At 73.0% G+C, this 24,312-nt stretch carries 13 protein-coding genes; 11 read left to right on the top strand and 2 right to left on the bottom strand.

All coding sequences use genetic code 11. The annotated features are described in order from the left end of the window. Positions 1–74 precede the first annotated feature (74 nt). From AC5WAM_RS06330 to AC5WAM_RS06295, 8 genes are all read left to right on the top strand, one after another. Positions 75–680 carry a DinB family protein gene (locus AC5WAM_RS06330; RefSeq protein ID WP_495521902.1) on the top strand — a complete coding sequence of 202 codons (606 nt, stop codon included), beginning with the start codon at positions 75–77 and terminating at the stop codon, positions 678–680. Positions 681–851: 171 nt separating this feature from the next. Beyond that, complete coding sequence (locus AC5WAM_RS06325) at positions 852–2,168, top strand: tetratricopeptide repeat protein (protein ID WP_495521901.1); 1,317 nt, start codon at positions 852–854, stop codon at positions 2,166–2,168. 458 nt (positions 2,169–2,626) lie between these two features. Next, a complete protein-coding gene (locus tag AC5WAM_RS06320; protein ID WP_495521900.1) occupies positions 2,627–3,574 on the top strand; it encodes an aldo/keto reductase in 948 nt (315 codons plus the stop codon). A gap of 460 nt (positions 3,575–4,034) precedes the next feature. Next, positions 4,035–5,354 carry an amidohydrolase/deacetylase family metallohydrolase gene (locus AC5WAM_RS06315; protein ID WP_366794655.1) on the top strand — a complete coding sequence of 440 codons (1,320 nt, stop codon included), beginning with the start codon at positions 4,035–4,037 and terminating at the stop codon, positions 5,352–5,354. Positions 5,355–5,671: 317 nt separating this feature from the next. Continuing rightward, a complete protein-coding gene (locus AC5WAM_RS06310) occupies positions 5,672–6,448 on the top strand; it encodes a TolB family protein (protein ID WP_495521899.1) in 777 nt (258 codons plus the stop codon). A gap of 194 nt (positions 6,449–6,642) precedes the next feature. Then, positions 6,643–8,049 carry a DEAD/DEAH box helicase gene (locus AC5WAM_RS06305; protein WP_495521898.1) on the top strand — a complete coding sequence of 469 codons (1,407 nt, stop codon included), beginning with the start codon at positions 6,643–6,645 and terminating at the stop codon, positions 8,047–8,049. A gap of 145 nt (positions 8,050–8,194) precedes the next feature. Continuing rightward, entirely contained in the window at positions 8,195–9,292 is a 1,098-nt protein-coding gene (locus AC5WAM_RS06300; protein ID WP_495521897.1) for a hypothetical protein, read from the top strand. 24 nt (positions 9,293–9,316) lie between these two features. Then, entirely contained in the window at positions 9,317–10,180 is an 864-nt protein-coding gene (locus AC5WAM_RS06295; RefSeq protein ID WP_495521896.1) for a DUF3592 domain-containing protein, read from the top strand. A gap of 82 nt (positions 10,181–10,262) precedes the next feature. On the opposite strand, the gene AC5WAM_RS06290 is transcribed toward AC5WAM_RS06295, so the two are convergent. Both AC5WAM_RS06290 and AC5WAM_RS06285 read right to left on the bottom strand, forming a co-directional pair. Next, a complete protein-coding gene (locus AC5WAM_RS06290) occupies positions 10,263–12,179 on the bottom strand; it encodes a RiPP maturation radical SAM C-methyltransferase (RefSeq protein ID WP_495521895.1) in 1,917 nt (638 codons plus the stop codon). Between the two features lie 346 nt (positions 12,180–12,525). Further along, on the bottom strand, positions 12,526–12,768 hold the full coding sequence (locus AC5WAM_RS06285) for a ferredoxin (protein ID WP_495521894.1): 243 nt from the start codon (positions 12,766–12,768) through the stop codon (positions 12,526–12,528). A 405-nt stretch (positions 12,769–13,173) separates the two neighbouring features. Between AC5WAM_RS06285 and AC5WAM_RS06280 the strand changes: the two genes are divergently transcribed. Genes AC5WAM_RS06280 through AC5WAM_RS06270 form a run of 3 tightly spaced genes read left to right on the top strand, consistent with a single transcriptional unit; the run spans position 13,174 to position 24,296 of the window. Beyond that, entirely contained in the window at positions 13,174–19,551 is a 6,378-nt protein-coding gene (locus tag AC5WAM_RS06280) for an AMP-binding protein (RefSeq protein WP_495521893.1), read from the top strand. Between the two features lie 6 nt (positions 19,552–19,557). Then, a complete protein-coding gene (locus AC5WAM_RS06275) occupies positions 19,558–20,340 on the top strand; it encodes a thioesterase II family protein (RefSeq protein WP_366794663.1) in 783 nt (260 codons plus the stop codon). Further along, the gene (locus AC5WAM_RS06270) at positions 20,337–24,296 is read left to right on the top strand and encodes an SDR family NAD(P)-dependent oxidoreductase (protein ID WP_495521892.1); all 3,960 of its coding nucleotides are present in this window, start codon (positions 20,337–20,339) and stop codon (positions 24,294–24,296) included. The genes AC5WAM_RS06275 and AC5WAM_RS06270 overlap by 4 nt, the downstream gene beginning before the upstream one ends. Positions 24,297–24,312 lie beyond the last annotated feature (16 nt).

Below are 24,312 nucleotides of genomic sequence, written 5' to 3'. Positions count from 1 at the left end.
CCGGCTCTGCCGGTCGCTGCGGACCACGTACCGGATCTTGAGACCACGAGCAACCCATGGCAGGCTCATGCCGCATGATCGATGAGTTCGCGAAGGACAACCTGCACCGCAGGCTGCGGCGGGACCGCACGGCGCTGCTGTGGAAGCTCGACGGATTGTCCGAATACGACGTCCGCCGGCCTCTGACGGCGACCGGGACCAACCTCCTCGGCCTGGTCAAGCACGTGGCAAGCGTCGAGGCCCGGTACTTCGGCGAGGTCTTCGACCGTCCTTCCCCGGAAGGGCTGGTGCCGTGGCAGGAGCACGACGGCAGCGATCTGTGGGCGGCCGAGGACGAGACCCGCGAACAGATCACCGGGTTCTACCGGCGCACGTGGGAACACTCGGACGCGACGATCAACGAGCTTCCCCTCGACGCTCCCGGCCACGTGCCGTGGTGGGCGGATCCCAGCCCCAACACGAACCTGTTCGCCGTCATGGTCCATGTCCTCGGCGAGACCAACCGGCATGCCGGGCACGCCGACATCCTGCGCGAGGGCCTCGACGGCCGGACCGGGATGCGCCCCGAACACGAGACGCAGATCGACGAGGAAGCCCGTGCGGCCCACCGCGCGAAGGTCGAGCAGGCCGCCAGGTCGGCCGCGCCCGGCAAGGCCCAGAGGTCGTCTCACGTGACCTGACGTATCGCGGGCGTATCAAGAAACGCATACGCCCCCGCAACAGAGCTGCGTCTTCAGTGGAGTCGTGAGGGCGGCCCCCATCAGGCGAGGCCGGACGACCCGGCCGGGGCCGTCGTGGCCGTCCGTGGGGACAGGGCCTCACGACGAGCGCGTTCGCGAAGAGGAGCAGGCATGGCCGAGCGTGGGACATGGGACCGGCGTTCGCTGTTGCGGGGAGCCGCCGTCCTGACCGGTGCCGCCGCGGCCGCGCCGCTGCTGGACAGGGCGGCCACGGCGCTGGCAGGCAGCGCCGACGCCGACGCGCTGTTCAAGGCCGGGAAGTTCGAGCAGGCCGGACGCGCCTACGAGGAGATCCTGAGAGCGGACCCCGAGAACCTGCACGCGGCCCGCCGCCGCGGCCATGTCGCGCTGCTGGCCAACAAGTTCCCCGAGGCCGAGAAGTACCTCAAGAAGGCCGTCCAGTTGGCGCCCGACGACAAGGACGCCCACCTCTTCCTGGCCGACTGCTACCTCCGGCAGGACGAACTCGCCCTGTCCGCACCCCACTGGCGAGCGGGTGGCGAAGAGGCCTACGCCAAGTGGTTCGCGGCGATCCACGGCGAGCCGTACCAGGTCCACGGCGACACCGCGCGGCTCGCGTGGCAGCAGATGGACCCGAACCCGCTGGTGGAGGCCTCCGTCAACGGGGGACCGCCGAAGCCCTTCGCGTTCTACACCGGTGCCTCGAATCTGAGTCTGACCGCGACGGTGGCCAAGGAGGCCGGGCTGAGCCCCCTCGCCAGTCAGAAGATCGACTTCGAGGGCCGGTCCCTCTGGGCGCACTACGGAGTACTGGATTCCTTCCGGCTGGGCGACATCGAACTGCGGAACGTCCCCGTCGGCTGGTCGGCGACGGAGTCGGGCGGTGACGTCGACCCCCACGCCGACGGGGGCGGCGGCATGATCGGCACGTGGGTCTTCGCGCACCTGCTGACCACCTTCGACTACGCGGGCCGGCAGCTGATCCTGCGCCGCCGCACCCCCGAAGCGGCCGGGAAGGCACGCGCCGCCGCCGCGCGAGCGGGCGCCGAGCCCCAGCCGCTGTGGCTGGCCGAGCAGTATCTGCACACCCGGGGCGGCATCTCCGGCGACGGCGGCTCCCGCGCAGGCGTGGTGGGCGTGAACTTCGGCGGGAGCGGGGGCGAGAGCGCCGCGGTCGTGTTCGGGGACACTGCCGAGCAGCTGAAGATCCGCGCCGACTACGAGCGCCCGATCGGGACGTTCGCCCACAGCCACCCGGCCGTGACCTACCCCTGCTACCCGAGGGAGATCCGCCTCGGCGACGCCACCGCCGAGGACATCTACTGCGAGACGCACCCCCGGGCCGCCCTCGCCCCCTATGGGTTCGACGTGCGAGCGGCCTTCTTCCACAGCTTCCACAAGCCGTACACCATGACCCTCGACTTAACGGACATGAAGCTCTACATCGTGCGGGGCAAGGCCACTTGACCAGGGCGGCCGTACGGGGGCCGGGGCGCCGTCGTCGCTCTCACGCGTCGGCTGAGGTCAGTTGGAAAGATGGACGGGCTGGCGTAGGTTGCCCTGGGGGACATTGACCACACGCATACGCCCGCTCCGGTCCACTCGGCCGGACGGCGTCGCCTACGCAACGGGGGCCTCATGCTCTTCATGGTGTCGACTTCGGCGGTACTCGCGGCAGTGATCGGGGTGTGCTTCGTCGTCCTTCGGCGCCGCGGTGGCTCCGGAGAACCCGGTGCGCTGGAGCGCGGCGCCGCGAGCCAGGGACTCGCGGGGGCGCTCGGCACGTCGAACGCCTCGCGACAGAACTCGGCCACTCCCTGAGTCCGATCACCACCCGCCCCACCACCTTGCACAGGCCACCCGTAGGAACGTGCGTCATGGGCACACCTCTAGGTGAAGGATCACTGGGAGAGGGAGGGCCACGCATGACAGGGCAGACGACCGGCCTACGCACCGGACAGCCGGTGTACGGGTGCATGGGGCTCGGCGGTACCTGGGACGGCGTGCCGTACACCGCCACGGACATCGCGCACGCCGAAGCCGCCGTGGCGGCCGCGCTCGACGCCGGCATGACGGTGTTCGACCACGCCGACATCTACCGGCGCGGCAAGGCCGAAGCAGTCTTCGGTGAGTTGCTCGACAGAGCGTCCGGGCTGCGGGAGCGCATCGTCCTGCAGACCAAGTGCGGCATCCGGCAGGCCGACGGCGTGCACCCCGGCATGTACGACCTGCGGAGCTCGCACATCGTCCGCAGCGTCGAGGAGAGCCTCACCCGGCTGCGCACCGACGTGATCGACGTCCTGCTGCTGCACCGGCCCGACCCGCTGGCCGACCCGCAGGACATCGCGAAGGCCTTCGCCTCCTTGCACGGGCAGGGTCTGGTGCGCCACTTCGGCGTGTCGAACATGAGCGCCGCGCAGATCACCCACCTCCAGAGCCACCTCGATGTCCCGCTGGTCGCCAACCAGTTGGAGATGAGCCTGGGCAGCCGGGACTGGGTCGAGGCGGGCGTCCTCGTGAACACCCCGGCCGCGGCCGAGAAGGGCTTCCCGCACGGGACCGTCGAGTACTGCCAGGCCCGCGAGATCCAGCTCCAGGCCTGGGGCGCCCTCGCCCAGGGTCGCTACACCGACGGCAGTGACTCACCCACCGCACAGCTCCTCGCCGACCTGGCCGCACGCAAGGGGACGACACCGGAGACGATCCTGTTGTGGTGGCTGCAACGCCACCCGGCCCGCATCGCCCCGGTCATCGGCACCAGCCGACCCGAACGCATCCGGGCCTGCCGCGACGCGGTCAGCCGCGAGCCGGACCTCACCCACGAGGAGTGGTACGACCTTTGGATCACTGCCCGGGGCGAGCCCCTGCCGTGAGCTCGCCGCTGGGCCTTCGCCCGTCCACCGGCCGGGTAGTGGCTTCGTGACCTGCTAGTTCTTCGGGCGTGCCCTGGAGGGTGGGACCGCAGCCCGCGGGGGCGTTGAGCCACTACGGCGATGGCCTCTTCCGCTGTGGCTGCCGGTCCCCCCTGCCCGGGCTCGGGGGGCGGAGGCCCAGAACCCTTCTCTTGCCCCGGGCGACAGGTTTCGGACCCATCGGGTGACCGGACGCACCACCTCGGCGGCACGAATCGCCAACTGGCCCGCCACCGCCGACCACGTCGGCCCCCTGGAGCCAGCAGGGCCACACCGCCTCGGCCCCAACTCCCCAACGTGGCTTGATTCGTTCGCTCTTCTGTGTGACCACAGAAATACATGGACGCTTCATTGATTGAAAGCCGTCCCATCGGGCACAGTTGTCTAGACCACATCGCCGTCATCTGAGATGGGAATCCGCATGCCCACAAGAGACCGGCTCCACCGAATCCTGCTGCCCGCAGGGATCGCCCTCATCGTCGGCGCCACGATCGGCGCCACCCCTTCCACCGGCGCGACGGCCGGGACGAAGGCCGAGACCCCCGAGGCGTACGACCTCGTCATCCGGGGCGGCCACGTCATCGACCCGAAGAGCAACCTCGATGCCGTGCGCGACGTCGCCGTGAAGGACGGCAAGATCGCCAAGGTGGCCGCGAACATAGACACGTCGGCCACGAAGCAGACCGTCGACGCCGGGGGCAACTTCGTCACGCCGGGCCTGATCGACCTGCACGCCCACCTCTTCAACGGTCCGGAGGACGCGTACGCCAACGGCAAGAACGGCGTCGCTCCCGACGGGTTCACCTTCCGCTCCGGTGTCACCACCGCGGTGGACGCGGGATCCGCCGGCGCCTCCAACTTCGACCTCTTCAAGAAGAACACCATCGACCGTTCCAAGACCCGTGTGCTCGCCTTCCTGAACATCGTCGGCAAGGGCATGGCGGGCAACCCCGCCGAGCAGGACCTGAGCGACATGAAGCCGGGTCCGGCCGCCGCGAAGGCCCTCCAGTACCCGGACACCATCGTCGGCATCAAGACGGCGCACTACGAGGGACCGGAGTGGACGCCGGTCGACAACTCCATCCAGGCGGGCAAGGACGCCAAGATCCCGGTCCTCGTCGACTTCGGCGAGCCCCGCCCCGAGCGCCCCCTGAAGACGCTGCTCACCGAGAAGCTGCGCCCGGGCGACATCTACTCGCACGCCTACTCCGGAAACCGCGGCGAGCTGGGTCCGGACGGCAAGCTCAACCCGGCGATGCAGCAGGGCCGTGACCGCGGCGTCCTCTACGACGTCGGCCACGGCGGCGGCAGCTTCGGCTGGAGGGTCGCGGTCCCGGCGCTGAAGGAGGGGTTCACCCCCGACGCCATCTCCACCGACCTGCACATCACCAGCATGAACTCGGGCATGAAGGACATGACCAACGTGATGTCCAAGTTCCTCGCCCTCAACATGCCGCTGAAGGACGTCATCAGCGCGTCGACGTGGAAGCCCGCCCAGTCGATCAAGCGCCCCGACCTGGGGAACCTCTCGGTGGGCGCGCCCGCCGACATCGCGGTGTTCACCCGCGAGCAGGGCAACTTCGGGTACGTGGACAGCTTCGGCTTCCGCGTGGACGGCACCCAGAAGCTGTCCACGGAGCTCACCGTCCGCGGCGGCCAGGTGGTCTGGGACCTCAACGGCAAGACCGCGAAGAAGTGGACGCCGAGCGCGAAGCCGGCGGACGGGCCGATCGGGCACTGAGCGGCTTCCGTTCCACACCGTCGCCCAGTGCCGGACACCGCCCCGACGGGGCGTTCGGCACCGGGTGAGCGGGGGAGGCGCCGCGCCGAGGCCCTTACCAGGGCTTCGGCGTCGGCGTCACCGCGTTTACTAGCCAATGCGCACCACCCTTCCCCGCACCTGGTGCCGCATTGACCCCGCAGCGCCATCGTGCTTCCACGCTTGTGGTCCCTAGTGGGGAGCTGGGAGAGAGGTCGTGTCCTGGCTGGGGGGAAATGAGGGGAAACACGGGCCGAAGCACCACCAGACGTCTGCGGACCGCACTGAGCGCGGCGGTCGTGATCTGCGCGATCACGGCGGCGCTGCCCGCAGCCGCCTCGGCCGAGCCCGCCGCGGCGGGCGCCACGGGCGACCGCGGAGCCGGTGTCCAGAGGATCAGCGTCGCGCCCGACGGCACTCGGGCCGACGGCGACTCCGCCGGTGCCTCGATCACGCCCGACGGCCGCACCATCGTCTACTCGTCGTCGGCGACGAACCTCACGCCCGACGCCCCGCCGGGAGACGCCACCGTGTTCGTCCGCGACCAGCGGACCGGACAGACCAAGCGGACGGGCAACCTGGCCGCGCTCCAGGCCCCGGTGATCAGCGGCGACGGCCGCTTCGTCGCCTACCAGGACGCCCAGGCGCAGGACGTCTTCGTACGGGACCGGACCGGCGCCATCGCCGCCGTCCCGATCGAGGGCCCGTCCAGGGCGGCGACGCTCGTCCAGCTCAGCGACGACGGCAGCAAGGTGGTCTACCTCTCGGGCTCCGACACCTACGTCCACGACGTGTCCTCCGGCACCGCCCGGCTGGTGCCGGACGTGCGGGGCCTGGCCATCGACCCCACCGGCCGCTACCTGCTGTACGCCCCGCACGACACGGGCGGACCGTCGCTCGTGCTGCGCGACCTGCGGACAGGAACCGACGAGACCGTCTCGAACCAGCCCGCCTCCGCCGGGACCGACGCGGTCAGCGCCGACGGGCGCGACGTGGTCTTCCTGTCCGGGGCCGACGACCTCGTGCCCGGCGACACCAACGGCAAGGCGGACCTCTTCGTCCGTACCTTCCACTGACCGCCCGGACGCACCCGCCACCGAGAGCCCGGCCCGGCCCCCGCACTGCCGCTCGGGAGGCCCGGCCGGGCGCCGCGTGCTAGCGTTGAGCGTTTGCAGCGTCGCTGTGTCGGAGCTCCGTTCGGTGCCCCGTGCCGGTGGCCGCGTCCCCGCCGCGCCTTCCTCGGTACGGTCCCTTCGGAGGAAGGCTCTCTGTGAGCGCATCAGCACGTACCGACGCCCGGCAGCAGGACCAGGCGCCGGAAGCCCCCGCGGCGGCGTCCTTCGCGGAGCTCGGGCTGCCCGCCGCGGTGCTGCGGGTGCTCGACGAGCACGGTGTGACGGTGCCCTTCCCCGTCCAGGCGGCGACGCTGCCGAACGCGCTCGCGGGACGGGACGTCCTGGGCCGGGGCCGCACCGGGTCCGGCAAGACGCTCGCCTTCGGCCTGGGGATGCTCGCCCGGACGGCCGGGCGGCGCGCGCAGCCCAAGGAGCCACTGGCCCTCGTCCTGGTGCCCACCAGGGAGCTGGCGCAGCAGGTCGGTGAGGCGCTCACCCCGTACGCCGAGGCGCTGCGGCTTCGGCTCGCGACCGTGGTGGGCGGCGTGTCCATCGGGCGGCAGGCCGCCGCGCTGCGGGACGGCGCCGAGATCGTCGTCGCCACCCCCGGTCGGCTGCACGACCTCATCGCACGCAAGGGCTGCCGCCTCGGGCGCGTGCGCATCGCGGTCCTGGACGAGGCCGACCAGATGTGTGACATGGGGTTCCTGCCGCAGGTCACCGAGATCCTGGACCAGGTGCGCCCCGACGGACAGCGGATGCTGTTCTCGGCCACCCTCGACCGCGACGTCGACCAGCTGGTGCAGAACTACCTGCGCGACCCCGCCGTCCACTCCGTGGACCCCCCGTCCGGCGCGGTCCCCACGATCGAACACCACGTCCTCGTCGTCCACGGCCCGGACCGGTACGCCGTGACCACGGAGATCGCCGCCCGGGACGGCCGCGTCCTGCTGTTCCTCGACACCAAGCACGGCGTCGACCAGCTCACCCGGCACCTGCGGGCCAACGGCGTGGCCGCCGCCGGCCTGCACAGCGGGAAGGCCCAGCCGCAGCGCACCCGGACCCTGGCCCAGTTCAAGAACGGCGAGGTCACCGCGCTGGTGGCGACGAACGTCGCCGCCCGCGGCCTGCACGTCGACGACCTCGACCTCGTGGTCAACGTCGACCCGGCCACCGACCCCAAGGACTATCTGCACCGCGCGGGCCGTACGGCCCGGGCCGGCCGCTCCGGCACCGTCGTGACGCTCGTCCTGTCGGGGCAGCGCCGCGAGACGAGCCAGGTCATGGCGGACGCCGACGTCACCCCCAAGGTCACCAAGGTGCGCTCCGGCGAGGCGGAGCTGAGCCGCATCACCGGCGCCAGGGCCCCCTCCGGCAAGCCCCTCGACGCCGGGTCCGCGGCCTCGCGCCCCAAGAACCACAACGCCCCCTTCCGCGGCCTGGGCAGCACCAAGGACACGAAGGGCGGCTCCGGCTCCGGCACCAGGTCGTCCCGCAAGACCAGCGAGGCCCGCAAGCTCGCGGAGGCCCGCCAGGCGGCCCGGGTGCGGCGCGGCGGCTGAGCCCGGCTTCCCGGACCGCCCGGCGGCGCTTTGGGACGGCCGCGCGGGGCGGGGGCGTACCGCTTGAGGAAACAGTTGGCGCGGCGACCACGAGGGTTGTGCACACGTCTGTCGGCCGTTACCCGGGGCGTGCACAATCGGCCGCATGACGATCACCGCGGGCGCGCCGCCCACGCACCACACGCCCGCAGGACTCGCCCGGGGCTTCCTGACGGGTGGTGTGATCGGGGCGTCGCTCACCGCCTTCATCGGCGGGTGCGTCGTCGAGAAGGTGACGCTGATCGTCACGGGACTGGCGCTGCCCGCGGTCTACGGTCTGGTCTTCTCCCTCCTCACCCTGCCGCGCCGCGCCCGTGAGGCCGCCGTCGCACCGCGCACGGCGCTCGCGATGATCGAGAGCCTGGAGGCCGTAGGGGGCGAGACCAGCGACGTACCGGTGCGGTTCGACCTGACCGTCGCGCCGGACGACGCGCCCGCCTACCGCGTCGAGATCCGGCAGGACGTCAACCTCGTCGAGCTGTCCGACTACCGGCCCCGCCGCGTCGTGGTGGTCGCCTACCCGCCGGACCGGCCGTGGAAGGCGCGGATCGTGAAACGGCCCACGCCGGAGTGGGAGGAGCGGGCGGCCACGGAGCTCTTGGACTCGGCGCCCGGCCCCGCCATGAAGAGCGAGAACGCGGAGGGACTCGCCGGCGGTCTCCTCACGCTTCTCGGCCTGCTGCTCGGCACGGCCGCCGTGCTCCTGCTGTTCCGCGCCGACCTGTTCGGCTCCGACGGGAGCGGCGCGTCGCGGGGTCCGTCCTCCTCCTCGTCCTCCTCCTCGTCCTCCTCGTCGTCGACGACCACCGTGACGTCGGCGACCGGTACGGTCACTCTCGGCCCCGGGCAGTCAATGCTCGACCGGGGCGAACTGCGCAGGGCCGTCGAGTCGTTGACGCGGGGCGAGGGAAGGCGCCGAGCGCTCACCGTCGTCGTGCAGGACCGCATGCTGACGGTCGCGTTCTCTCCCACCGGTGTGAAGGGCGCCGGGTTCGACCCGCGTTCCCTGCCCTACGATCGTGTGCCCGCGCTGGTCGAGAAGGCCCGGGCCACCCTCCGCGCCGACTCGCCGCGGAGCTGGCAGCTGACCGCCGACGGCGTCAGCGGCTCGCTCACCCTCAGGGTCGTGGTGACCGGTGCGGGAGGCACGGGGACGCTGGAGGCGGACGGGCGGGGCAAAGTGCTGCGGCGCGGCGGCAGTTGACCGGGTCGGCAGGAGGAGGGGCGCATGGGGTGGGACGAGGTCCTGGTGCTGTGGTGTGCGGTGTGGGGCGCGGCGGCGGTGGTCGGGTACGGCATGTCGCTGGCCGGGGTGACCAAGGCGCAGCGGACGGTCCGGCTCACGGGGCGGATCGAGCGGGTGCGGGAGCCCCGTCACGGCGGGTCCCGGGTGGGCGGGATATCGGTGGTGGTCTCGTACCGCGATCCGGCCTCCGGGCAGGAGGTGACGGTGACGAACGACGGTGAGCGCGGCGAGGTGATCACCGCGGCGTGGGAGGGCCGGGAGGTCGGGGTCAGCCACCCGCGGGGCAGACCGCACGCCTACCGGTTCTCCACGGACCCCGAGCAGGCCAGTAGGGGGCTGGGCGGGCCGAATTGCGCGCTCTTCCTCGTCTACGCCGGGCTGGTGGCCCTCGCCGCGGTCGACTGGGGGTGGCCGTGGGCGCTGATCGGCTCCGGTGGGCCGCTGGCGGTCTTCGCGGCCGTCCACCTGCCCGGGACGGTACGTGCCAAGCACGACCGCATCGCCAGGCTGGCCGCGATGGAGGCCGCGCGGGGGCGGATCGTCGCGGTCCTGAAGGACGTCACCGTCGACCAGGACGACGGCCACACCTCGACCACCATCACCCCGGTCGTCTCGTTCACCACCCGCGAGGGCACGGCCGTCACCGCCCACTGCACGGCACACCTGCCTGACCCCGCCCGCGCGTACGGCCGTGACGTCACGGTCCACCACACGCCCGCCGATCCGTCCGATTTCACGCTGGACCGCGCGGCCGAGCAGCGCGCGCAGAACCTGGACGTGGTGGTCACCGCCCTGGCGATCGCGGTGCTCACGGCGACGGCTGTGGTGGGAGCGGCACTGCTCTGAGGCCCGGCCGCCCGGGGCGCGGCCCCACGAGCCAGGCCTCGGATCCGTCGTGGCCCGGCGCCTTCCCGGGCTGTCGCGCCGGTCACAGACCGAGGATGCTGAGCGTTTCGGGCCGGTGGCCGGTGTCCTCGTCGGTCTCGGCCTCCGTGGCGGCCGCCTCCGTCGTGACGAGGCTGATGACGGTGCCGCTCTCCTCGAACAGGACCTTGCGGTCGGCCAGTTCGGCCAGTCGTTCCCGCACCTGTTCGATGGGGATGCCCAGGTCGGACGCCAGCTTGGCGGGGCGGGCGGGGGACGTGAGCCGTCGCAGCATCGCCTCGGTCGCGGGTTCGAGCGGGATCCACCGGCGCGTGCCGAACCGGGTGTCGAGCACGCCGGGGTCTCCGGTGCCGTCGGCCGTGAGTACCAGGCGGGGCGGGGTGTCCTGCTGCCAGGCGGCGTGCCAGGCGTCGGTCAGCTCACGCAGCTTCGTGATCCACTCGATGGACTGGAGCTGATACGGCGCCAGGTTCTCGTCGACGAAGAAGTAGGCGAGGTCGTGGAGCTGCTCGTCCGGCACCACGGGATAGGCGAGCCGGTAGAACTCCAGGGGCTGCAGGGCGAGTTCGTACTCGTCCCGCTTGGTGAAGTACGGGCTGTACCGGTCGAAGCGGACCAGGAAGGTCCCGTCGGGCGGCGGCAGGTGGACCAGGTTCGGCAGGTCCGTCGCGTACTTCCGGTAGACGTCCTCCTCCTCGCCGGGGAAGCCGATGAGCAGGTTCCACACCGGAACGATGTCGTACCGCAGGCACTTCTGGAGGAACTGGAGGTTGAGGAACGACGTGGTGCCCTTGGCCATCAGTTTCAGGGTCGAGGTCGCGAGGGCCTCGATGCCGGGCTGCACCTCGCGCACCCCGGCCTGCGCCATGGTGCGGAAATCGCGGTCCGAGATGGGCACCTTGACCTCGTAGAACAGGCGCGCTCCGGGCGGTGTCTTGAGGTGCGGGAAGACGTCACGCAGGTAGTTGCGCGGCATGATGTTGTCGGTGCCGTGAAACGCGGTGCACCAGGGGTGGTATTCGAAGAGCCAGTGGAGCTGCGCCAGCGCCTTCTCGGGGGCCATGGCGCGATATCCCATGCCCAAGCCGTTGAGACCGCAGAACGTGCAGTGCGAGCGCTCTCCCCACCAGCAGCCGCGGGACGTCTCGAAGTAGAGCGTGGGTTCGTCCGCGCCGCCGCTCGCGCGCAGGGCTTCCTGCGAATCCTTGAACTTGTCGACGAAGCTCTGGTACTCCGGCTGAACGTAGTCGTCGATGTCGCAGTCCCGGCCGATGGCGCGGCGGAATCGGTCGACGCTCACATTGTGCCTGGTCATCACTCCGGGGATGGCCTCGGCCCGTTCGGGCTCGCCGTCGAGCAGGCGCCGGACGAACTCGGGAAAGGTGTGCAGGGCGGGCCCGGAGAAAATGAAGTCGAGGGCGGGGATCCGCTCGGCGAGGACCGCGCCCATGGGGGCTTCGCAGTTGGCTCCGCCCATGATCGTGGTGACCTCGGGATTCCGCTGCTTGATCAGCTGCGCGAGGGCGATGCTGGGGATGCTCTGGGAGAACATGGAGGTGAACCCGACGATGTCGGCTGTCGCGAGACCGTAGTCGTCGATCACGCCTTCGCAGAAATCGCCCAGACGGTTTCGTATGCGCAGCAGATGGGACCGGAATTCGCCCGACCGTTCGTCGGCGAAGTAGCGCTGGAAGTAGTCGGACGTGTTGTCGTCGGAGTCCGGGAAGGCCAGGTTGCGGAAGAGCCACTCGCCGATTCCGGTGGTCAGGTTGCCGTATTCGTTGGCGAGCCGGTTGTATTCACCGGCGCCGAACGAGAGCGCGAAGTCGATGTTGACGTAGCAGATGTCGGTCCGCACCGAATCGCCGAACTCGCGCTCGGTGTGCGCGGCGAGCTGACTCAACGCCACCGATGGGCGGTACCAGTCGGCGAACGGCATGTTGACCAGGGCGATCCGCATGGTGCTCTCCTTCTCCGTGCTGGGTCGGAGCGTCCTGCCGGGCGCTCGGGCCGTCACGCCCGTGTCGCGGCGCGCCTCGCCGAAGACCGCGCCCTCCAGGCGGAGGCGCGGCGATGCGATCGGGGGCGACGGGTGACAGGGGAAGGGCGAACGACGCGGCCGGATCATGGGACAGCAGGTGGCCATGCGAGGCTTGCAGATGCCTTATCCGGGTGCAAGGAGTGCGCAGGGATGGGCGGGGAATGCCTGGCTGACGCGTTCTCACGGTATGCCTTCGCCCTGCCGCGCGCCGTAATCCGGTGTTGTGGAGCGAAGGGAATCGACGGGCCTTGAGCCGGGGCGCGGATCAGTGTTCGCGGGGTGCGATCACGGTGCCCGTCCGCTCGTCCCGTACGAGGATTGCCTCCACCGGACAACTCTCGCTCGCTTCGAGTACGAGATCGTTCTGCGCGACGCGGGGGTGGGTCGGCTGTGCGCGGTTGTCGACCAGCTGGAAATAGTCGGGTGCGATGCCCTCGCACATGCCGGAACCCATGCAGAGGGAGGTGTCGACTTTTACGCACCATGGTTCCTTGTGCGGCGCTGTCATGGGGGCCCTCCTCCGGTTCGTGACACCCTGTGCCGCCGGTGCCGTGGGAGCTGTTTCACCGTCATGACGGCCTTGCCCGGGCATCGTCCGCATTACGTGAATGCCAGCATGACGGGCCATCCAGCATAGAGATGTCCTGGTGCCAGGACATTAATCGGAACGTGGTGGGGAGTTCGGCCCAGGTACGGCGCTTGACCTCATAGTGCCGAGGTTGGACAGTGGGATGCCTGAGGGCCGGGTGGCCGGATGAACGGCTGCCGCCCTTTTCGACTCCGGAAGGCTTCGGCTGCCGGAGATTTTCTTTGCGGACGGCCCCGGACAGGGGTGCCTTTTCGGTTCGGCGAGACCGCGTTCGGCCGTGCCTCGATATGAATCATTCTCTGGTGCATTTCCTGTGGTGGGGTGATGGACGTGCGAGAACCGGTGGGCCTGGAGCGGTCGCCGAGCGGGGCCGTCGAGCCGACCGCACCCGACCTGGACGTGACGGCCCCGGCCCTGGTCGACCGCTGGGCCGAACACACCCCCGAGGCCGTGGCCGTGGCGTGCGGTGACGTCCGCCTGACCTATCGGGACCTCGTCGACCGGGCGGGCCGGCTCGCGCGGGCGCTGACCGGGCGCGGCGTGGGGCCGGAGTCGGTCGTGGCCGTGGTGCTGCCCGCGTCGGCCGACCTGATGGTGGTCCTGCTGGGAGTGCTGAAGGCCGGTGCCGCATACCTGCCGATCGACCCGGCCTATCCCGCTGAGCGGGTCGCGTTCATGCTCGGCGACGCGCGGCCGGTCCTGGTGGTGACCACGGAACAAGCGTCGGCCCGGCTGCCGCGGACCTGCCCCCATGTGACGCTCGACGGCCTCGATGACGTGGCCGACCTCCATGACCACGATGACGACGCGGCCGACCTCACCGACCAGGCCGCCGCGGACCGGGCCGACCCCGCGTCGTCCGCGCATCCCTCTCGCGGGACGGCGTCCTGCCACCCCGATCAACTCGTCTACGTCATCTACACGTCCGGGTCGAGCGGTGTGCCCAAGGGAGTCGCCGTCACCCACCGGGCCCTGGTGGCCTTCGCGAGCGACCGCGTCTGGCGCACGGGAACCCAGGAACGCGTACTCCTGCACTTGCCCCTGGCCTTTGACGCCTCGGTGTATCCCCTGTGGGTGCCGCTGCTCAACGGAGGCCGACTCGTCGTCAGTACCGCGCGGGAGCTGACGCCTGCCACGCTGGCGGCGATGGTGGCCGACCACGGAGTCACCGCGGCCATGGTGATCAGCTCGGTGTTCAACCTGCTGGTCGAGGAGGACGCGCGCTGCCTCGCGGGCCTCCGTGAGGTGGTCATCGGTGGGGAACGCGTGTCGCCGCCCTTCGTCCGGCGTGCCCGGTCCGCCTGCCCGGACACCGTCTTCGCGAACCTGTACGGACCGACCGAGACGACGGTGTTCGCCACCGCCCACGTGGTGGCGCCCGCGGCGCGCTCGGGCACACCGGTGGAGGAAGACATACCGCCCAAAGCGCGTATACGGGCTGAAGTGGGCTCGTCGGCCGATGCGGAGTCCGCAGTCGAGATCGCTGGGCAGGTCCCCGTCGAGATCGCCGGGGAGGTCCCCGTCGGGCACCCCTTCGAGCGCATGCGTGCCCTGGTGCTCGACGAGCGGCTGCGGCCGACGCCTCCGGGGACGCCCGGTGAGATCTACCTCGCGGGCGTCCAACTGGCGCGCGGCTACCTGAACAGGGCCGGGCTCACTGCCGAGCGGTTCGTCGCCTGTCCGTACGGGCCCGCAGGGGCACGCATGTACCGCACGGGCGACCTGGGGTTCAGCACGCCGGACGGCACGCTGGTCTGCCAAGGCCGGGCCGACGGCCAGGTGAAGGTGCGGGGGTTCCGCATCGAGCTGGGCGAGATCGAGACGACCCTCCTCGCCCACCCGGCGGTAGCACACGCGGCGGCGGCCGTCCACGGCGACGACGGCCTGGGCAAGCACCTGGTGGGTTACGTGGTGCCCGCCGACGACCCGACCGCGCCGGGCGGTGCCGAGGCGGAGCGGCTCAGGGAGTTCCTCGCGCGGCGCCTTCCGGGATACATGGTGCCCTCGGTCTTCGTGACCCTGGACCGGCTGCCGCTCACCCCGAACGGAAAGCTGGACCGGGCCGCCCTGCCCGCGCCGGAGTTCGGCACCGGGGCCTACCGCGCTCCCGACACCGCGCACGAGCAGGTCGTCGCGGAGGTGTTCGCCGAGGTGCTCGGTCTGGAGCGCGTGGGGGCCGACGACGACTTCGTCGCCCTGGGCGGCGACAGCATCCAGTCGATCCAGGTGGCGGCCCGCGCCCGCGCCCGGGGCCTCACGCTCGACGTGCGGGAGATCCTCCAGCGGCGCACGGTCAGCACCCTGGCGACGGCGGCGTCCACCGCCGGGCGCGGCGAGGCCGGCAGGAAGCTGGAGGAGCTCGAAGGCGGCGGAGTGGGGTGGATGCCGCTGCTGCCCGCGGCACGGTGGATCAAGGACAGGGGCGCCGGGTTCGAGCGGCTGACGCAGGCCGTCGTCCTGGAACTTCCCGAGGGAATCGACCGGGACGGTCTCGTCGCCACGGTGGCCGCCGTCGTCGACCGGCACGACCTGCTGCGAGCCCGCCTCGTACCGGACGGAGCGGTCGTCGAGCCGCCGGGCCGGGTGGACGTCGGCCGCCTGGTCCGGCGGGTCGCGTGCGACGGGCGCTGGGACGAGGAGAGCTGGCACCCCCTGCTCACGTCCCGACTCGGCGCGGCAGCGGGGGAGATGGACCCCACCCGGGGCCTGCTGGCCGCCTGCGTGTGGTTCGACCCCCCGGCGGGGCCGGGCCGCCTGCTGATGGTGGTGCACCACCTGGCCGCCGACGGGGTGACCTGGCGGATCCTGATGCCGGACTTCGCCGCGGCCTGGAAGCGGATACGGGCCGGGCAGCGGCCCGCGCTGCCGCCGGTGGCCACCTCGGCGCGACGCTGGGCGCACGCGCTGGCGGACGCCGCGTACGCCGAGGCGCGCGTGGCCGAACTGCCCTACTGGCGCTCCGTCCTGGAGGGGCCGGACCCGGAGTTGGGAGCGCGGCGCCTCGACCCGGCCGTCGACACCACGGACACCGTGCGGCAGGTGCGGGTCTCGCTGCCGCCCCACGTCACGCGGACGCTGCTGACCGCCGTGCCCTCGGCCTTCCACGGCAACGTCCAGGACGGCCTGCTGACCGGGCTCGCCCTGGCCCTCGCGCACTGGCGCCGACGACGCGGCACGGACGAGCGGTCCCTGCTGCTCCGCCTCGAAGGCCACGGGCGGGAGGAGGAGATCGCACCGGGCGCGGACCTGTCCCGCACCGCGGGCTGGCTCTCCAGCGTCTTCCCCGTCCGCCTCGACCTGGACGGGACCGACGTGGCGGAGGCCTTCGCCGGGGGGCCTGCCGCAAGCACGGCCCTCAAGCTGGTCAAGGAGCAGTCGCGAGCCGTCCCGGGCAAGGGCATGGGGTACGGGCTGCTGCGCTACCTGAACGGCCGGACCGCCCCGGCGCTCGCGCCCTACCCGCTCGGCCAGGTCGGGTTCAACTACCTGGGCCGCTTCTCCGCCGCCGACCTCCCCGACGAGCTGCGCGGCCTCGGCTGGACACGCACCGGTGACCGCGCCGAGCTGGAGACCCTCGCGGCGCTCGACGCCGGGCACAACCCCCTCATGCCCGCGCCCTGCGAGCTGGCCGTCAACGCCACGGTGGCCGACGACGCCGACGGGCCGCATCTCGCGGCCACGTTCGCCGCGCCGCGGGGCGTGCTGTCCCGTGCCGAGGTGCGCGAGCTGGCCGACCTGTGGTGCGCCGCCCTGGAGGGCCTGGCCCGGCACGCGCGCGCACCGGGCGCCGGCGGCCTGACCCCCTCGGACGTGCCGTTGGTCGCCGTGACGCAGAGCGAACTCGACACGTGGGGCAAGGAACACCCGGGCCTCGCGGACGTATGGCCGCTGACGCCCCTGCAAGCCGGGATGGTGCACCACACGACGCTCGCGGACCCGGACTCCGGTACCTACCACGTACAGCTCGTGATCGGGGTCCGCGGCGCGGTCGACGCCCCGCGGATGCGCGCGGCGGCCCGCTCCCTGATCGACCGGCACGCGGCGCTGCGCACCGCCTTCGTGACGACGGCGGCGGGGGCCTGGGTCCAGCTGGTCGTCGCGCGCGCCGAGGCCCCGTGGCGCGAGGTCACGCTGCCCGACGACACCGCGTTCGAGGCCTTCCTGGCCGAGGAGCGCCGCGAGCCCTTCGACCTGGCGGGCCCGCCACTGCTGCGGTGGACCCTCGCCCGCGTCGGCCCGGGCCGCGCCGAGCTGGTCCTCACCGCCCACCACGCCCTGTTCGACGGCTGGTCGGAACCGATCCTGGCGCGCGACCTGCTGCGCTCGTACGGCGGGGACGGCGCCGTCGCGGACCCCCGTCCCTTCAAGGACTTCCTGGGCTGGCTCGCGCGGCGGGACCGGGAGCGGTCGGCGCGGGCGCACGCGCAGGCGCTCGCCGGGCTGAGCGGGCCCACGCTGGTGGCCCCCGCCCGCGCACCCGGCCCGGCCACCGCCCCACCCGCGACCACCGGTTCCACCGGCCCCGGCGAACTCGACGTACCCCTGAGCGACCGTGACGCGGACACGCTCGCCCGGCGCGCCGTCGAACTCGGCTGCACCCTCAACAACGTCGTGCAGGCGGCCTGGGGGATCGTGCTCGGCCGGCTCACCGCGAGCACCGACGTGGTGTTCGGCGGCGCGGTGTCCGCCCGGCCGCCGGAGGTGGACGGCGTCGAGTCGATGGTGGGGCTGTTCCTCAACACCGTGCCGGTGCGGGCGAGGTGCGGGCCCTGGCAGACGCTCGCCGAGGTGGCGGCGGGGGTGCGCGCCACCCAGAACGGCCTCCTCGACCACCACCACTGCGCCCTCCTCGACGTGCACGAGGCCGTGGGTCTCGACGTCCTCTTCGACACCCTCGTCGCCTTCCAGTCCCATCCGCCCCGGCACCCGGAGATCGCCGCGGCGGGCGCCACGGGAGGACTGGACGTCACGGCGTGCCGGTCCGTCGGCGCCTCGCACTATCCGCTGGTCGTGTACGCGCACCAGGACCACCGGCTGCGACTGCGGCTCCAGTACCGGCGCGACGCCTTCGACCGGACCGCGGCCACGCGGGTCGCGGACGCGTTCGGGCGCGTGCTGCGCGCGTTCGCGGACGATCCCGGCCGCTCGGTCGCCTCCGTGACCGTGACGGAGCCCGGCATGACGGAGCCCGGCGTGACGGCCCCGGACGCCCCGGGCCCGGCACGGCCGGCCGCCCGCACGCGCCGGGTCTCGGCTGCGGACCTCTGCGCCCGGCGCGCCGCCACGGACCCCGAAGCGGCAGCCCTGGTCGCCGACGGCTCCGCGCCGACCTGGCGGGACCTGAACGACAGGGCGGACCGCCTCGCGCGGCGGCTGCGCCGACGCGGCCTGGGACCCGAAGCCGTGGTGGCCGCCTGCTGCTCCGACCCGGCGGACCGGGCCGTGGCCCTGCTCGCCGTGGTGAAGAGCGGCGCCTGCCTGCTGCCGATCGACTCCGGTGATCCGCGAGCGTGGACCGCCGCCGTCCTGGCGGACGCCCGCCCGCACGCGCTCGTCGCGGACCCGGCCGCCGCCGCCCTGACCTGGCCCGGCCTGACGCCGATACCGGTCGACGCCCCCGGCGACGACGGCACGGACCCCGCGCCTCCGCCGGGCGACCCGACCCCGACGCCGGCCCCGGTCCCGGCCGGGACCCGTCCCGTCAGGCCGGAGCACCTCGCCTACCTCCGCTACGGTCCGGACGCGGCAGCGCGGCCGTACGCAATGGCCCTCACCCACGCCGCCCTGGCCGACGGCGCGCCCGCGACCGGTCCCGGGGCGAGTGTCTGGGACCCGCTGCTCGGCCTGTGCCTCGGCCGTGCCGTCGACGTGCGGCGCGACGCACCGCCGCCGGACGCCCTTTGCGCGGCGCCCCCGGAGCCCGCGCACGTCCGTTTGCTCGGCCCCACCCTCGCCCCGGCCGGGCCGGGCGCCGTGGGCGAGCTGTACCTCGCCGGGGAGTTCGCCCGCGGCCTGCACCGGCGTCCCGGGCTCAGCGCCGGGCACTTCGTGGCCGACCCCTACGGGCCGCCCGGCGCCCGCATGCTCCGTACCGGAGTGCGCGCCCGGCGCGGCGCCGACCACCGGATCGAGTCCGTGGGCGACCGGGCGCGGACCGAGGCCACGGCGGTGGAGACCGTGCTGCTGTCCCACCCCGAGGTGGCCGAGGCGCTCGTGGTCACCGACGGACCCGGGACGACCGGGTCCACCGCGTACGTCGTCACAGTCGACGGACGTCCCGTGTCCACGCACGAGGTGCTCGACCTCGTCGTCCAGCGGCTGCCCGCCCGGGTGGTCCCCCTCGCCGTGACGCGGGTCGAACGGCTGCCGTCCGGCGCGGCCGGGGCGGCCCGCCGCCCGCGGCGGAGCGCGGCCGGCCGCAGAGCGCCGCGCGACGAGCGGGAGACCACGCTGGTCAAGCTGTTCACCGAGGCGCTCGGGCACGACGGGCTCGGCATCGACGACGACTTCTTCGCCTGCGGCGGCAACTCCCTGCGGGCGACCAGGCTGATCAACCGCATGCGCACCGAGCTGGGGGCGCAGGTGTCGATCCGGACCGTCTTCGCGTACCCGACCGTCGCCGAGCTGGCCGCGCGGTGGACGACCGTCGCCACGGTCGGCCGCCCCGGGCTGCGCCGGGTCACCGAGATCCCTGAGGAGTAGCCGCGCATGAGTGTCGACATCGAGGAGCTGGTCCCGGAGAGCCCCTACGTCTGGCGGGCGCGCAGGCCGGGGCACCGGCGGCGGCTGATCTGCTTCCCGCACGCGGGCGCCGGCGCCGCCGCCTACACGGCCTGGGCCGAGCGGCTTCCCGCGGACGTCGAACTGGTCGCGGTGCAGCTGCCCGGCCGTCAGAACCGGATCACCGAGGAGCCCTTCACCGAGGTCGGCCCGCTGGTCCGGGTCCTGGTCCACGCCCTGCGCACCGTCCTGGACGGCCCGGTCGCCTTCTTCGGCCACTCCTGCGGGGCCGCGCTGGCCTACGAACTCGCCCAGGCACTGCGCGCGCGGGGCCACCGGGGCCCCGAGCAGCTCTTCCTGTCCGCGCAACCGGCGCCGGGGCGAACGGGCGTACGGCAGCTCCACGAACTGCCGGACGACGAGTTCCGCGCCGAGATTATCCGGCTCGGCGGGATCGAGGCCGAGATCCTCGCCGACGAGGACGTGATGGGCTCCCTCCTGACCGTCCTGCGCGCGGACTTCGCGCTGTGGGAACGACACCGTCTGACCGCGGGGCCGCCGCTGGAGTGCCCCGTCACCGTGCTCGCGGGCACGGCCGACCCCCGGTCACCCGTGGACACCCTGAGCGCGTGGTCGGCGTGCACCACCAAGGACGTCACCACCCGGCTGTACGAGGGCGGCCACTTCTACTTCCTGGACCAGCTGGCCGACGTGGTCGCGTTCATCGGCGAGCGGACACTGGCCCCGGCGACGGATGGGGGAACGAGATGACGCACGTCGACGGGCCCGGCCGGCGCGACCGGGCCGACCGGCCTTCCCCGTCCGACCGGTTCGGCCCGTTCGGCGCGTCCGGGCAGCTCGACGAGGAGGCCCTCGACCGCGTCGCCGACGCGGCCCGGCGGCTCCCCTGCGTCGCCGACGCGGCCGCGGTCGCCCGCAGGACGGCCGGCCCGGCCGCGCCGCCCGCGTCCGCCGCCCCCGCCCCGCCGCCCGCGTCCGCCGCCGACGGCCCGCTCGCCGACCTCGACGGCGGGCCCCTGACCCTTCCCGACGGCGCGCCCGCCACGCTGCAAGCGGCCCTCCGCACGGCGGCCGCGTACGCCCCCGACCGCGGCACGCGCTTCATCAGGCGCGACCACGACGACGACGTCCAGACGTACCCGGAGCTGCTCGCCGAGGCCGAGCGCGCCCTCGGCGGTCTGCGCGCGGCGGGACTGCGCCCCGGCGACTCCGCCCTCTTCGTGTTCGCCGACAACCGCGCCTATCTCACGGCCTTCTGGGCGTGCGTGCTCGGCGGGTTCGTACCGGCGCCCGTCGCCGTCGCCCCGACGTACCGGACGCGCAACGAACCCAACCGCAAGCTGCACAACGCGTGGGAACTGCTCGGCCGGCCGGTGCTGCTCACCGACACGGCCACCGCCAGGGCGCTGGCCGGAGTGCGCGCGCTGTGGGGCGAGCCCGACGTGCGCGTCCTCACCACCCACGACCTCCTCCAGGCGCCACCGGACCACGACTGGTTCCCCGCGACGCCCGATGACCCCGTGCTCGACCTGCTCACCTCCGGCAGCACCGGCGTGCCCAAGTGCGTACGGCACACCCACGCCTCAGTGGCGGCCCGTACGTACGCCGTCGCCGCGCACTGCGGACTGACCGAGCACGACGTCAGCCTCATCTGGATGCCGCTGGACCACGTGACCGTCGCGATGTACAACGTGCGCGACGTGTTCGTCAGGTGCTGGCACGTCAACGCGAGGACCGACCACTTCCTCGTCGACCCGCTGCTCTGGCTCGACTGGATGGACCGGTACCGGGTGACCAATACCTGGGCGCCCAACTTCGCCTTCTCCATGGTCAACGAGCGGGGCGCGGAGATCCGCCGGCGGTCCTGGGACCTGTCCCGCGTCCGCGAGCTGGTCAACGCGGGGGAGCCCGTCGTCGCCTCGACCAGCCACCGTTTCCTCGACCTGCTCGCGCCGCACGGGCTGCGCGCCGACGCGATGGTGCCGTGCTGGGGCATGTCGGAGACGTGCTCGGGGGTCACCTACACCCGGCAGAGCCGTGCCGAGCCCGCCGCCGGCACCGTCGCGGTGGACCCCGCGTCCCTGAGCGGCGCCGTCCGCAGGCTGCCGCCCGGCGACCGGCGCGCGGCGGTGCTCTCCACCGTGGGACGGCCGATCCCCGGAGTCCGGCTGCGCGTCACGGCCGACGACGGGTCCGTCCTGCCGGAGCACAGGGTGGGTGAACTCCGCGTCCAGGGCGCCACGATGATGCGCGGCTACTTCCGCAACGAGGAGGCCGAGCGTGCCGCGTACGACGAGCACCACTGGTTCCGCACCGGTGACCTCGCCTTCGTCAGCGACGGCGAGGTCGTCATCGCCGGGCGCGCCAAGGACCAGATCATCGTGCGCGGCATCAACTACCTGGCGCACGAACTGGAGAGCGTCGTCGAGCGGGTCGACGGCGTACGGCCCACGTTCGTGGCCGCGGCGGGGGTGCGCGAACCCGCCGCCACGTCCGACCGCCTCGCCGTCTTCTTCGTGCCCGAGGTCCCGCCCGGGCACGACGAGGCCACGGCGCTCACCCGGATCGCCGAGGACACGCGCCTGGCCCTGGGGCGGGAGGCCGGGCTCGCCCCGGACCTCCTTGTGCCCCTGAGGGAGGCCGAGTTCCCCAAGACCAGCAGCGGGAAGATCCAGCGGTCCGCGCTGGCCGACCGGCTGCGCGCCGGAGCGTTCGACGACCGCCTCCTCACGACCACCGGGGAGACGGAACGACGCGGAGTCGCCCGGCGCCAGTGGGTGCCCCTGCCCGGGCCCGCCCCCCGGGGCGAGGACGGCGTGCGGCTGCTGCTCGCCGACAAGGAGGTGCTCAGGCGGCTGCGCCCCGACGGCCCGCTGGTCGTGGCGGCCCGGGGCGAGGGGTTCGTCGAGGAGGTACCGGACCGGTACCGCGTACGGCCGGACGACCGGGCGCGGCTACGGGACCTGCTGCGGTCGGTGACCGGTCGGCACGGCGCGATCTCCACCGTCGTGTTCGCCCTTCCGCTGTCGTGCGACGGCGACCCCCTCACGAAGCTGACCGCGACGACGGCCGAACTGACCGCGCTGATCGGCGCGCTCGCCGAGGAGGAGTTCGGCAGCCCCCTCGTGCTCGTCCTCACCGCGGGAGCGCTGCACGTCCGCGACGGCGACCGGGTCGACCTCGGCACCTGCGCGGTGCCCGGCCTGGTCAGGACCGCGGTCGGCGAGTCCACCACACCGCGGATCCGGCACCTCGACCTGCCCGCCGACCACCGGCGGTGGGAACAGGCGCTGCGCACGGAACTGACCGACCGGGAGCGCACCGGCGTCGTCGCCGCACGGGACCAGCAGCGCTGGCGGCCGGTCCTGGTACCCGTCCCCGAGGACAGCGGCACGGACGGCGCCGCACCGCCGGTGATCACGGGCGGCCGGTACCTGATCACCGGCGGCCTCGGCGGCATCGCCCTGGACATCGCCGGACACCTGCTGGCCGCGTACGGGGCCAGGCTGCTGCTCGTGGGGCGCTCGCCCGCCGAGGGGGAGAAGGCCGCCCGCCTCGCCGAACTGGCCGAGCTGGGCGACGTCCGACACCACCGGGCCGACGTCGCCGACGCCTTCGCCCTCGAAGCCGCGCTCGCCTCGGCCGAGGAGGCCTGGGGCGCGCCCGTGGACGGGGTGCTGCACCTGGCCGCCGCCGACCCGACCGGGCAGTGGGCGGCCCTCGAACGGCACACCCTCGCCCGGGAGACCGCGGCGACCTTCGCCGAGCAGTACCACGCCAAGGTGGCCGGAACGCTCGCCGTGGCGCGGGTGCTCCACCGCCGCCCGGACGCCACGCTCGTCCTCTTCGGCTCCGTGAACGGCGAGTTCGGCGGCCATGCGTTCGGCGCCTACGCCGCGGCCAACGCCTTCCTCGTGGGCTTCGCGGACCACTGGCGGCACGAACGCGGCCGTTCCGTACGGTGCCTGGCCTGGAGCATGTGGAGCGGCGTCGGCATGAACCGGGACCAGCCGAGCGAGCCCGCGCGGCGCCGCGGGTTCCTGGCCGTCGACCCCGACGAGGGCCTGAAGCTGCTCCTGAGCGCCCTGACCTCACCCCACCACTATCTGCTCCTCGGCCTCGACCTCGCGCATCCGCGGATCGTCGAGGAACTGGCCCCGCAAGGGCTGCGCGTCAGCGAACTCGTGGTTGCCTACACCCGGCGGGACGCCCCCTCCACCCCGCGGGCCCCCGCTGCGGACGCCCACCCCGAGGCCGTGCGCGCCGCCCTGGAGCCCCAGGTCCGCGCCTGCCCGGTGCCGGTGCGCCTCGTGGAGCTGCCGCGCATCCCCCGGCACGCCGACGGCACCGTCGACGCGCCCCGGCTCCTGCTCGACGCCGCCCCTCGCCGGGCCGCCCGCGCCCACACCCCGCCGGCCACCGCGCTCGAACGGCGCCTGGCCCGCCTCTGGTCCGACGCCCTCGACCGCCCACGGGTGGGCAGGGACGACTCGTTCTTCGAACTCGGCGGCGACTCCCTGCGCGCCGCCCGGCTGCTCGGCCTGGTCGACGACCGGATCGCGGTCCGCATGACCACCCAGGAGTTCTACGAGGACCCGACGGTCGCGGGCATGGCCGCGGCCGTCGAACGACTCCGCACGCCCCCGGCAGAAGTCACCCCCCTCGCACCCCCCTCCGAATCCCGCCTTCCGAGGCCTCCCTTCTGAAGAGCGTGCGCTGTCG

The sequence above is a fragment of the Streptomyces sp. JLYT201 genome (assembly GCF_059448825.1).
This window is presented reverse-complemented; position numbering and strand designations above follow the sequence as displayed.